Source organism: Salmonella sp. NW884, from assembly GCF_051700745.1.
Classification (GTDB): Bacteria; Pseudomonadota; Gammaproteobacteria; order Enterobacterales; family Enterobacteriaceae; genus Salmonella; species Salmonella enterica.
On sequence record NZ_JAMMDE010000004.1, the window covers coordinates 164,731 to 177,094 of the forward strand.

The 12,364-nt window shown below is 53.8% G+C and carries 9 protein-coding genes, 1 tRNA gene and 1 other RNA gene; 8 read left to right on the plus strand and 3 right to left on the minus strand.

Features of this window, described 5'->3' with window-relative positions; all coding sequences use genetic code 11:
• Positions 1-141 precede the first annotated feature (141 nt).
• Complete coding sequence (locus tag NA197_RS11425; protein WP_064043469.1) at positions 142-2,475, plus strand: molybdopterin guanine dinucleotide-containing S/N-oxide reductase; 2,334 nt, start codon at positions 142-144, stop codon at positions 2,473-2,475.
• Here the strand turns inward: NA197_RS11425 and NA197_RS11430 are convergent.
• Positions 2,444-2,884, minus strand: coding sequence for an N-acetyltransferase (locus NA197_RS11430; RefSeq protein WP_000619902.1), 441 nt, complete (start codon positions 2,882-2,884; stop codon positions 2,444-2,446). The genes NA197_RS11425 and NA197_RS11430 overlap by 32 nt on opposite strands.
• The gene (gene tag / locus NA197_RS11435) at positions 2,862-3,443 is read right to left on the minus strand and encodes a DNA-3-methyladenine glycosylase I (protein ID WP_001188418.1); all 582 of its coding nucleotides are present in this window, start codon (positions 3,441-3,443) and stop codon (positions 2,862-2,864) included. Before tag ends, NA197_RS11430 begins: the two co-directional genes overlap by 23 nt.
• Before the next feature lie 156 nt (positions 3,444-3,599).
• Between tag and NA197_RS11440 the strand changes: the two genes are divergently transcribed.
• The 4 genes from NA197_RS11440 to NA197_RS11455 all read left to right on the plus strand — a co-directional run bounded on the left by NA197_RS11440 (position 3,600) and on the right by NA197_RS11455 (position 6,547).
• Positions 3,600-4,304, plus strand: a complete 705-nt coding sequence (locus NA197_RS11440) for an autotransporter outer membrane beta-barrel domain-containing protein (protein WP_000637073.1) — start codon at positions 3,600-3,602, stop codon at positions 4,302-4,304.
• Positions 4,305-4,534: 230 nt separating this feature from the next.
• The gene (eptB, locus tag NA197_RS11445) at positions 4,535-6,226 is read left to right on the plus strand and encodes a kdo(2)-lipid A phosphoethanolamine 7''-transferase (protein ID WP_001269258.1); all 1,692 of its coding nucleotides are present in this window, start codon (positions 4,535-4,537) and stop codon (positions 6,224-6,226) included.
• A gap of 90 nt (positions 6,227-6,316) precedes the next feature.
• A tRNA-Pro gene (locus NA197_RS11450) sits at positions 6,317-6,393 on the plus strand.
• A gap of 35 nt (positions 6,394-6,428) precedes the next feature.
• Positions 6,429-6,547, plus strand: a non-coding RNA gene (locus NA197_RS11455) — RtT sRNA.
• Here NA197_RS11455 and NA197_RS11460 read toward each other — a convergent pair.
• Positions 6,538-7,545, minus strand: a complete 1,008-nt coding sequence (locus NA197_RS11460) for a LacI family DNA-binding transcriptional regulator (protein ID WP_064043468.1) — start codon at positions 7,543-7,545, stop codon at positions 6,538-6,540. The genes NA197_RS11455 and NA197_RS11460 overlap by 10 nt on opposite strands.
• A gap of 149 nt (positions 7,546-7,694) precedes the next feature.
• Here NA197_RS11460 and NA197_RS11465 point away from each other — a divergent pair, with 149 nt between their 5' ends.
• The 3 genes from NA197_RS11465 (at position 7,695) to dppA (ending at position 12,364) form a co-directional block, all read left to right on the plus strand.
• A complete protein-coding gene (locus NA197_RS11465) occupies positions 7,695-8,819 on the plus strand; it encodes an aryl-sulfate sulfotransferase (RefSeq protein ID WP_023232382.1) in 1,125 nt (374 codons plus the stop codon).
• Between the two features lie 57 nt (positions 8,820-8,876).
• Positions 8,877-10,202: a uracil-xanthine permease family protein gene (locus tag NA197_RS11470; protein ID WP_001136076.1), complete on the plus strand. Its 1,326-nt coding sequence runs from the start codon at positions 8,877-8,879 to the stop codon at positions 10,200-10,202.
• 554 nt (positions 10,203-10,756) lie between these two features.
• Positions 10,757-12,364, plus strand: a complete 1,608-nt coding sequence (dppA, locus tag NA197_RS11475) for a dipeptide ABC transporter periplasmic-binding protein DppA (protein WP_000028047.1) — start codon at positions 10,757-10,759, stop codon at positions 12,362-12,364.

Genomic DNA, 12,364 nt, shown 5'->3' on the forward strand with positions numbered 1-12,364 from the left:
ATCACTTTTTTATTTTTACCACAGCGACCGTGGCGGTTGATTATGACGTCTGCACATGAAGAAAATTCCAGGGAAAACTCTGAAATTTGTAAGTAACATTGATCGGCAAAATAAATAATCCCAATAATTCAGGAGCGAACCTTGACCCACGCACCATCGCGTCATTCGGTATTGACCGCCGCACACTGGGGGCCAGTCCGCGTTGAAACCGACGGAGAACGCATTTTTGCCTCGTATGGCGAACTCCCGACGGCACACCAGAACTCCCTGCAAACCGTTGTGCATGACCAGGTGCACAGTAAAACGCGGGTTCGCTTCCCGATGGTGCGTAAAGGGTTCCTGGCTTCTCCCGATAAGCCGCAAGGCATACGCGGGCAGGATGAGTTTGTTCGCGTAAGTTGGGATGACGCGCTGGACCTGATCCACGCTCAGCACAAACGTATTCGCGAAAGTTATGGGCCATCGTCCATCTTCGCCGGCTCCTACGGTTGGCGTTCGAACGGCGTATTGCATAAAGCGGCTACACTATTGCAGCGTTACATGGCGCTGGCGGGAGGGTATACCGGCCATCTTGGCGATTATTCCACCGGCGCGGCGCAGGCTATCATGCCTTATGTGGTGGGTGGCAACGAGGTTTACCAGCAGCAGACTAGCTGGCCGGTGGTGCTGGAACATAGCGAGGTGGTGGTGCTCTGGAGCGCGAACCCGCTGAATACTCTGAAAATTGCCTGGAATGCCTCGGATGAACAGGGGCTCGACTATTTTGCGGCGTTGCGACAAAGCGGCAAGCGCCTGATCTGCATCGATCCGATGCGATCGGAAAGCGTCGACTTTTTTGGCGATAAGATGGAGTGGATCGCCCCACATATGGGCACCGATGTAGCGTTAATGCTGGGGATCGCCCATACGCTGGTGGAAAACGGTTGGCAGGATGAAACGTTCCTTGCCCGCTGCACGACGGGTTATGACCGCTTCGCCGACTATCTTTTGGGCACGACCGACGGTACGGCCAAAACAGCGGAATGGGCGGCGAAAATTTGCGGCGTTTCTGCGGTGAAAATCCGCGAACTGGCGGAAATATTTCATCATAACACCACCATGTTGATGGCCGGTTGGGGAATGCAGCGTCAGCAGTTCGGCGAGCAAAAGCACTGGATGATCGTTACGCTGGCCGCAATGCTGGGGCAAATTGGTACGCCTGGCGGCGGGTTTGGTTTTTCTTATCATTTTGCTAACGGCGGAAACCCGACGCGCCGCGCCGCCGTGTTAGCGTCGATGCAGGGAAGCATCCCTGGCGGGGTCGATGCGGTAGATAAAATACCGGTGGCGCGTATTGTCGAGGCGCTGGAAAACCCCGGTGGGTTTTACCAACACAATGGGATGGATCGCCGCTTCCCGGATATTCGTTTTATCTGGTGGGCGGGCGGCGCGAACTTTACCCATCATCAGGATACCAACCGTCTGATTCGCGCGTGGCAAAAACCGGAACTGGTCGTTATCTCGGAATGTTTCTGGACGGCCGCCGCGAAACACGCGGATATTGTTCTGCCTGCGACCACCAGCTATGAGCGTAACGATTTAACCATGACCGGCGACTATAGCAATCAGCATTTGGCGCCGATGAAGCAGGTCGTGTCGCCCCGGTGGGAGGCGCGGAATGATTTTGACGTTTTTGCTGAACTGAGCGAACGGTGGGAAGCCGGCGGTTACGCTCGGTTCACCGAAGGAAAAAGCGAGCTGGCGTGGCTGGAGACTTTCTACAATATTGCCGCCCAGCGTGGCGCCAGCCAGGGGGTGACGCTGCCGCCGTTTGCCGCATTCTGGCAGGCTAACCGTTTACTGGAGATGCCGGAAAATCCCGCCAACGCGCAGTTTGTGCGCTTCGCGGATTTTCGCCGCGATCCTGATAACCATCCGCTAAAAACGGCCAGTGGCAAAATCGAAATCTATTCTGCGCGCATTGCCAGCTATGGTTATGCGGATTGTCCCGGTCATCCGATGTGGCTGGCGCCGGATGAGTGGCACGGGAACGCCGATGCGGGGCAGGTTCAGCTACTTTCCGCGCATCCGGCGCACCGTCTGCATAGCCAGCTTAACTACAGTTCGTTACGGGAGCGGTATGCGGTAGCCGGACGCGAACCGGTGACGATTCATCCGCAGGATGCGACAACGCGCGGAATCGTCGATGGCGATACGGTACGCGTCTGGAATCATCGCGGGCAGGTTCTGGCGGGCGCGGTCGTTACCGACGGAATTCGGCCTGGCGTTATCTGTATTCACGAAGGCGCATGGCCAGACCCTGAACCTACCGCAGGCGGCATATGCAAAAACGGCGCGGTAAACGTCCTGACAAAAGATCTTCCCAGTTCCCGGCTGGGGAACGGTTGTGCGGGCAACACCGCGCTGGTCTGGTTTGAGAAATATACCGGCCCGGCGCTACCGCTTACGGCGTTTGATCCGCCTGCCAACTCATAATCCAGGTGGGGTGGGCGGTATCCTCCTGCCAGGCGCTATCTTCAATACGAAAACCAAGCGCATGGTAGAAGTTTACGGCGGATTGATTTTTCTGGTAAACCTCAAGGCTCAGCAGAGGAAAACGTTGCTGGACATATTCCAGAAGCGCTTTGCCAATGCCGTGTCTTAACGCGTCGGGGGCGACAAACAGCGCCCCGACAAAACGGGCTTCCAGTACGCTGACGAAGCCTTTCAGTTGTCCATTTTCCTCCCATACCCAGGTTTGCGCGGCGGGTAAATAGACGTCGCGTACAATTGCTTCGCTCTCGTGCCAGTAACGTTCTTCGATAAAGGGATGGGCATAAATGGTACTTTTCATCCACAGCGCCAGAATAGACGCCATGTCTTCACTCTGGGATTTGCGAATCATGTTTTTCTCCCGGATGGCAAAAACAGCCGGTAATATGGTCGTTGACCAGTCCGCACGCCTGCATAAAGGAGTAACAGATAGTCGTACCGACAAACTTGAAACCGCGTTTTTTCAATGCCTTAGCAAGCGCATCGGACGCAGGTGTTGAGGTGGGGATCTTATCCAGGCTGGCCGCCTGGGTGATCTGCGGCTGGCCATCAACGAATGACCAGACAAAATCGGCGAAAGACTCGCCGTTTTGCTCCATCGCAAGCCAGGCGCGGGCGTTACTGATAATGGCCTGAATTTTACCGCGATGTCGTATGATGCCTGTGTTCTGCAGCAGGCGTTCAACATCCTCCTCCTGCATAGCTGCGATGCGTACCGGGTCAAACTGATGAAAACAGGCGCGGTAGTTCTCCCTCTTTTTAAGCACGGTGATCCAGGATAAACCGGCCTGTTGACCTTCAAGACAGATCATTTCAAACAGCTTTCTGCTGTCAGTTTCCGGTACGCCCCACTCGTTATCATGATAGGCAATATAAAGGGGGTCCTGGCTGACCCAGTCGCAACGCTGCATAGACTTCCTCGTTATTGTGGTTACCGCGAAAATTTCCTTCAACCCGCCTTGACGGGCCCGCTAAAAGGACAATAGTTAATACAGGGCTGATGCCCGACATCCTTCATTCAATGACAATAATATCGCCGAATTCGGCTCTACTCTGGAGTCGCGTTGATGATTGTAAGAAAACGCCGTGGTCGCCGGACATTGCGTTGTCTGGCGGGCCTTATGGCCTGCTCGTTTTTTATCAATACCACGTATGCCTGGCAACAAGAATATATCGCTGAAGCGGCTCCGGGGCATACGACGGAACGCTATACCTGGGACAGCGATCACCAACCGAATTACAACGACATACTGGCCGAACGTATTCAGTCTACGCAAAATACGGTGGGTCCGGTGCTTAGCCTGGCGGATGAAACCCCGCTTGATGCGACCAGCGGTATCAGTATGGGCTGGAATTTTCCGCTTTCCCGACGCGTAACCACTGGGCCGGTCGCGGCGCTGCATTACGACGGTTCGACGTCATCAATGTATAACGAATATGGCGATAGCGCGACGACATTAGCGCTTACCGATCCGTTATGGCACGCCAGCGTCAGTACGTTAGGCTGGCGGGTAAACTCGCAGTTCGGCGATGTCCGTCCCTGGGCGCAAATCAGCTATAACCAACAGTTTGGGGAAAATATCTGGAAAGCTCAGTCCGGGTTGAGTCGTATGACCGCAGGAAATCAGGCGGGAAACTGGCTGGATGTCACCGTGGGCGCGGACGTGTTACTTAACCCGCACATGGCAGCGTATGCGGCGTTTTCCCAGGCGGAAAATAGCGCTACGGATAGCGATTATTTGTATACCCTGGGGGTGAGCGCCAGGTTTTAACAGGATAAACCGCCACCTGGACTTATTAGAAGTTCAGCTAATACCCTGTCTATATATTTACAAAAATATATAGGTCAATCACATTCTCTATAGACACTTTTTGCGCTTCCTGTGGTCTACTTAGCCGCGCTGGTAGACTTTCTCACATCTGCGTTAGCCGCATATTTACCTGTTTGATTACAGAATCGTTGTACAGGTCGTTTTTATCCCGATTCCCAGGGTTTGTTTGCATGAGATACATTAAATCGATGACGCAACAGAAACTTAGTTTCTTGCTTGCGCTCTATATCGGTCTGTTTATGAATTGCGCCGTGTTTTACCGCCGTTTCGGCAGTTATGCGCAAGAATTTACCATTTGGAAAGGCCTTTCCGCAGTTGTCGAACTTGGCGCCACGGTGCTGGTCACTTTCTTCTTACTTCGTCTTCTTTCACTGTTTGGCCGACGCGTCTGGCGCGTGCTGGCCACGCTGGTGGTGCTGTTTTCCGCTGGCGCCAGTTATTACATGACCTTCCTGAACGTGGTGATTGGCTACGGCATTATTGCGTCTGTTATGACCACCGATATCGATCTCTCGAAAGAGGTGGTGGGGCTGCACTTCGTATTGTGGCTGATTGCCGTGAGCGTGCTTCCGCTCATCTTTATCTGGAGTAACCACTGTCGCTACACGTTGTTGCGCCAGCTACGTACGCCGGGGCAGCGTTTTCGCAGCGCCGCTGTAGTGGTACTCGCAGGCGTAATGGTGTGGGCGCCTATCCGCCTGCTGGATATACAGCAAAAAAAGGTTGAACGGGCGACAGGCATCGACTTACCCAGCTATGGCGGCGTGGTGGCGAACTCCTATCTGCCTTCAAACTGGTTATCTGCGTTAGGGCTGTATGCCTGGGCGCAGGTAGATGAGTCGTCGGACAATAATTCGTTAATAAACCCGGCCAGGAAATTTACCTATGTTGCGCCGAAGGATGGGGATGACACCTACGTTGTTTTCATTATCGGTGAGACGACCCGTTGGGATCACATGGGGATTTTCGGCTACGAGCGTAATACCACGCCGAAGCTGGCGCAGGAAAAAAATCTGGCGGCGTTCCGCGGCTATTCTTGCGATACCGCGACGAAGCTTTCTTTACGCTGTATGTTTGTACGGGAAGGCGGGGCGGATAATAACCCGCAGCGTACCTTAAAAGAGCAGAATGTTTTTGCCGTACTCAAACAGCTCGGATTCAGTTCCGATCTGTACGCCATGCAGAGCGAGATGTGGTTCTATAGCAATACCATGGCGGATAATATCTCCTACCGCGAGCAGATCGGCGCCGAGCCGCGTAACCGTGGTAAAACGGTTGATGACATGCTGTTGATTGATGAGATGCAGAACTCGCTTGCCCAGAACCCGGAGGGTAAGCATCTGATTATCCTGCATACTAAGGGGTCGCATTTTAACTATACGCAACGTTATCCGCGCAGCTACGCTCAGTGGAAGCCCGAATGTATTGGGGTCGATAGCGGCTGCACGAAAGCGCAGATGATCAACTCTTACGATAACTCCGTGACCTATGTGGATCACTTTATTACCAGTGTGTTCGATCAGCTACGTGATAAAAAAGCGATTGTGTTCTACGCGGCTGACCACGGCGAGTCGATTAACGAACGCGAACATTTGCACGGTACGCCGCGCAATATGGCGCCGCCGGAGCAATTCCGTGTTCCGATGCTGGTATGGATGTCGGATAAATATCTTGCCAGTCCGCAACATGCGCAGATGTTCGCTCACCTGAAACAGCAGGCGGAGATCAAAGTGCCGCGTCGTCATGTGGAACTGTACGATACGATAATGGGCTGCCTGGGGTATACATCGCCGAATGGCGGCATTAACCAGAACAACAACTGGTGCCATATTCCCGATGCGCAGAAAGTCGCCGCGAAGTAGGTTGTCTGCCGACTTTCTCGCCGATTGAATTGTATTTTGCGACTAAGGGATTGACGGGCGTGCGCCTGAGCAGTAAGATGCGCCCGCATTCGGTGATTGGCGCAGCCTGGTAGCGCACTTCGTTCGGGACGAAGGGGTCGGAGGTTCGAATCCTCTATCACCGACCAAATTCAGAAACCCTGCTCAACGAGCAGGGTTTCTTTGTATCTGAAGCCTGACGAGGATGAGAACCTCCGGGGGCAAGAGGTTCGACCCGAGCGAAGCGAGAGAACGTTGCGTCAGCAACGGCCCGCAGGGCGAGCCATCCTCTATCACCGGCAGGTTGACGACCGCACGACCAGTTCAGGCATGATCCCGTCGCTGTGGCTGACCTTCTTGCCCGCCAGCAAATCAAATAATAGCGTGATTGCCTGTCGGGCCACCTCATCAAGATGCATATTCACTGCCGTCAGCGGCGGCAGCGATTCGCGCGCGCGGATACCGTCATAGCGAGTAACCACCCGTATTTGTTCAGGTATGGCGATGTCTTGTTCCTGAAAAGCGCGTACCGCGCCGCTGGCAAAGGTATCGATCAGCACCAGCATGCCGTCAACGTCGGGATGCGCCTGTAATAGCTGCTGCGCGGCCTGGTAGCCGGCATTTTCACCCTCGCTTTCATTGAGAGAGTAGACGACGGGGTCCTGGCGCCCCGCGCACCAGCGCTGGTAAGCCGCTTCGCTCTCCAGAACTGATGTTCGCCGTGTGTTACCGACAAATAACGCACATTTGCTGGCGCCGGAGGCCTCCAGATGCGTTAGCAGAAGCTGTGCTGTTGCCGCCGAGTGCAGCTCAACCCACGGCACAGGCGTGTCGGTGCCCGGCGTGCGGCCAATGGTGACGCAGGGAATGCCCGCTTGCGCCAGCGCCTGGAGCTGCGGGTCGTTCTCCGCCGGCTCAATCAGGATCGCCGCGTCAAAGCTGACGGCATCCAGTGGATTTGCCCCCGGCGGCACCAGAATCAGCGCATGCTGCTTTTCCAGCGCCATCATCGCGGACGTTAATGCCACCTCCATCATAAATCCCAGTCGTGACGCGCCGGAGGCAATCGCCAGCGGCACCGAAGAGAGCAAAGCAATGGTATTAGTTTTGCCGGTTCGCAACTGGCGGGCGCGAATATTCGGCGTGTAGTTGAGCGCAGCAATGGCCTCTTCAATACGCCGTCGCGTCTGCGGCTCGACAAAGCGAGTGTTGTGCAATGCATTGGATACTGTCCCTGGCGACACACCTGCATAGCGGGCAACATCAATCAACTTTGCGCGTTTTTTATTTTGAACAGCCATCTGCTTCCTGACCTGCGAAAATTTGCGCACAGGGTAGCATATTTACCAGACGGTAACGTTTGCTTTTTTTCAGTGAGGATCGTAAAAAACTCTTCATTAAAACGTTTTAATGGGGTATTTTGGCGCAAATTTATTCCTCAGGAGGCGATGTGGCACACTTAACTCAGGACTCGACTTTTACCCTTGGACGCCGTCCGGCGGGCCTTATCTACGCTGATAAGGCGAAGAGCTTTGGCGGCTATACGCTTTTTGCGCCGCAAACCGCCGAAGGGCGGGTTTACCTGGTGGACGAGCAGGGCGAAGTCGCGCATCAGTGGCAGCTTCCGGTTCGCGCCGGGCGTGATGCGGTGCTGCTGCCGAACGGTAATCTGGGTTATAACGGCAGCCACCGCACTTCAGCGAACCTCTATCCGGCGTGGGATCTCTGGCACGGCGGCGACTTCTACGAAGTGACGCCGGATAACGAAATCGTCTGGCATTACGAAGATATTTACCATCACCATGATGCGCAATGGTTGGCGAACGGTAATCTGCTGTATACCGCCGCGTCGCCGTTGCCTGCCGATATCGCCGCCCGTGTTACCGGCGGCGACCCGCGCCGCGATGCGCCGGACGGCATCATTCAGAGCGACGTCGTCAAAGAGGTCAATCGCGACGGTGAAGTGGTGTGGGAATGGCGTGCCTGGGAGCATTTGAATCCGGAAGATTTCCCGATTCATGATATTTTCGACCGCCGCCACTGGCCGATGATTAACGGCCTGTCCGTCACCCGTGATGGCCTGGTACTGATGAGCCTGCGTACCACTTCCGGCGTCATTGCCGTGGATAAAGAGAGCGGGAAGGTTATCTGGCATGCAGGGCCGGAAGTGGTAGCGCAGCAGCACACGCCGGTTGAGATGGAGAACGGGTCGATTCTGGTTTTCGATAACGGCAACCTGCGTCCCGGCGTCACCTCGCCGCATTCCACGGTGCTGGAGTTCGATCCGCAGACCAAAGCGATTACCTGGCAGTATCGCGATATCTTCCCGCCGGCGTTTTTCTCGCCGTATATGGGGAGCGCGCAGCGGCTGGCGAACGGCAACACCTTTATCTGTGAATCGGCGTTTGGCCGCCTGTTTGAAGTTACCCCGGAAGGCGAAACGGTATGGGAATATATCATTCCGTTCTTTAATGAATATCCGGAGCACCTCAGTAAAGGCATTATTCCTGGAAAACAGAACAGCGCCTTCCGTGCGCATCGCTATGCCGCTGATGCCATTAGTTGGTTGAAATAATGCAGACCGCCAGCCCGCGCTGGCGGTTATTTTTTTGATGTTTTATGGGAGTTAATCATGCCGCAACCTGGCCTTACTACGCCGGATAACGATGCATTACCCTGGCAAACCACCTTACTTTTGGCGCTTCAGCATGTGCTGGTCGTTGCCGCCACCCCCATTACCTCCGTCTTTCTGATTGCCAAAGCGCTCCACTTTACCGATACGGTGACCGCCTCGGTACTTAGCGCGACCTTTCTGATGTGCGGTCTGGGCGCTATTCTGCAAAGCCTGGGTGTGAAAGGGGTGGGCGCGCGTTTGCCGTTTATTATGGTACCGGGGGGCGCGCCGATTGCGATTTTCGTTGCGATCGCTTTACAGACCAATATCCAGACCGCGATTGGCGCCGTAATTCTGACCTCGCTGTTCTACTTTATCGCGTTGCCGATTTTCCGCCGCTGCCTGCACCATTTTCCCCCCTTTATCATTGGCATCATGCTGCTAATGGTGTCGATTAACCTTATTCGCCTGTACGGCGGGTTGATCATTGGCCAGCCAGGGAGCGCCGACTTCGCTCATCCAACCAGTATCATTTTATCGCTGGGGACTATCCTGATAACGCTGATTTTCGCGCTGGCGTTTAGCGGTATTTTGCGCCAGCTGGCGGTGATGTTCGGCCTTTTAGCGGGAACGTTGCTGGGAATGGCGCTGGGCAGCACCGATTTTAGCGGTGTTGGTCACGGGCCGCTGTTTAGTTTCCCACAGCTTTTGCCGTTCGGCTGGCCGATTTTTGATCTCTCCGCCTCGCTGCCGTTGCTGATTTACGCGGTCATCTCTATGGCTGAAGCAACCGGGCAAACGATTGCGACCGCGGAAATAGTCAATTCCACGCAAAATGTGCAGCAGGCGATTCCACGTACCATTCGTGGTGATGCGGTAATGTCGCTGCTGGGGGGGATTTTTGGCACCTCCTTAATTATCACCTCCGGCGAAAATATTGGGGTGGTACGCACCACTAATGTGAAATCGCGTTTCGTGACTGCGGCTGCCGGAGGATTGTTAATCCTGATTGCCATATTCGCGCCGCTGGTACGTCTGGCGACCTGTCTGCCAGGTTCGGTGGTGTGCGGTACGGCGGTGATTGTCTTCAGCATTATCGGGGTCATCGGCATTGATATGATTGCGCGTGAGCCACTGCATACGCCGGGTAAAACCTACGCGCTGGCGATGGGGCTGGCCATGGGAATGCTACCTATACTGGTACCCGGCCTGTATCAGAATTTCCCGGCGGGCGTACAGATGGTCTTTGGCAACGGCATGGCAGCGGGGACGTTGACGGCGATTCTGGTGAACTCGTTGTTTAACTGGAGCGAAAAGCGCACGCAGGCCAGGGTCAAAAGTTAGTTTTTGTGATCGTGGTAGGCCGCACGACGGCCTACTTATTTACAATTTTGTGACATATTCGATGGTGTTTTTCAATGTCCGGATCACTCTTTTTGCACACGGCTTATGGATAACCTCAGCATTTTCGCCTGTGCGTTTTAGCGTTAGTGGTATTAATCGCTCAGATAATCAACATATCGAAAGAAATTTTTCAATTAATGGCTAATTGTTAATCACTAACTGTTGCAAAATATTAAGTGAATAACTCTGCCTTTCTGGCCATAGCACAAATTTCCCTGCTGAAAATACCGTTCTGAACTTTTTTTAATCTTTGTTTGTTAATTCTCACCGTTGTTGTAAAAGCTGGTTACCTGTATTGACGTTTTGACATTCTATTGACAGATTGTAGGGAATGAGGGGCATTTTATGGAGAATCCGCACTGCAACTCAGTCGATTATGCGAACGGAATCCCCACCTCTCACTACTGACCTGACCAGGTAAAAAACAAAAAAGGCCGGGCGGTAAAAGCCTTTGCAAAGGGCAAAACAACATACATCACAATTGGAGCAGAAGAATGAGTATTTCCTTGAAGAAGTCAGGGATGCTGAAGCTTGGTTTGAGCCTGGTGGCCATGACCGTTGCAGCAAGCGTGCAGGCCAAAACCCTGGTTTATTGTTCAGAAGGCTCGCCGGAAGGCTTTAACCCACAGCTCTTTACGTCTGGCACCACCTATGATGCCAGCTCCGTACCTATCTATAACCGTCTGGTTGAATTCAAAACCGGCACCACGGAAGTGATCCCGGGTCTTGCTGAGAAGTGGGATATCAGCGAAGACGGTAAAACCTATACGTTCCACCTACGTAAAGGGGTGAAATGGCAATCCAGCAAGGATTTCAAACCCACGCGCGAGCTGAACGCCGATGATGTCGTGTTCTCTTTTGACCGGCAGAAAAACGAGCAGAACCCGTACCATAAAGTGTCTGGCGGCAGCTATGAATACTTTGAAGGCATGGGGCTGCCGGATCTGATTAGCGAAGTGAAGAAGGTAGACGATCACACGGTGCAGTTTGTGCTGACGCGTCCGGAAGCGCCGTTCCTTGCCGATTTAGCCATGGACTTCGCCTCTATTCTTTCCAAAGAATATGCTGACAACATGCTGAAAGCCGGTACGCCGGAAAAAGTGGATCTGAATCCGGTCGGCACTGGCCCGTTCCAACTGGTGCAATATCAGAAAGACTCCCGCATTCTCTACAAAGCCTTTGACGGCTACTGGGGCACGAAGCCGCAGATTGACCGTCTGGTCTTCTCCATCACGCCTGACGCCTCTGTGCGTTACGCCAAACTGCAGAAGAACGAATGTCAGGTGATGCCGTATCCGAACCCGGCGGATATTGCGCGCATGAAAGAAGATAAAAACATCAACCTGATGGAGCAGGCCGGTCTGAACGTGGGTTATCTCTCCTATAACGTGCAGAAAAAACCGCTGGATGATGTCAAAGTTCGCCAGGCGTTGACCTATGCCGTGAATAAAGAGGCCATCATCAAAGCCGTTTATCAGGGCGCGGGCGTTGCGGCGAAAAACCTGATCCCGCCGACGATGTGGGGCTACAACGACGATATTAAAGACTACGGCTACGATCCGGAAAAAGCGAAGGCGCTGCTGAAAGAAGCCGGTCTGGAAAAAGGCTTCACCATCGATCTGTGGGCGATGCCGGTACAGCGTCCCTATAACCCGAATGCGCGTCGTATGGCGGAAATGATCCAGGCGGACTGGGCGAAGATTGGCGTTCAGGCCAAAATTGTCACCTATGAATGGGGCGAATACCTCAAGCGCGCTAAAGATGGCGAGCACCAGACGGTGATGATGGGCTGGACCGGCGATAATGGCGATCCGGATAACTTCTTCGCCACGCTGTTCAGCTGCGATGCCGCCCAGCAAGGCTCCAACTATTCAAAATGGTGCTACAAGCCGTTTGAAGACCTGATTCAGCCTGCGCGTGCGACCGATGACCACAACAAGCGTATTGAACTCTATAAACAGGCCCAGGTTGTGATGCATGACCAGGCGCCAGCGCTGATCATCGCTCACTCCACGGTTTATGAGCCAGTGCGTAAAGAAGTTAAAGGCTATGTGGTTGATCCATTAGGCAAACATCACTTCGAAAACGTCTCTGTCGAATAA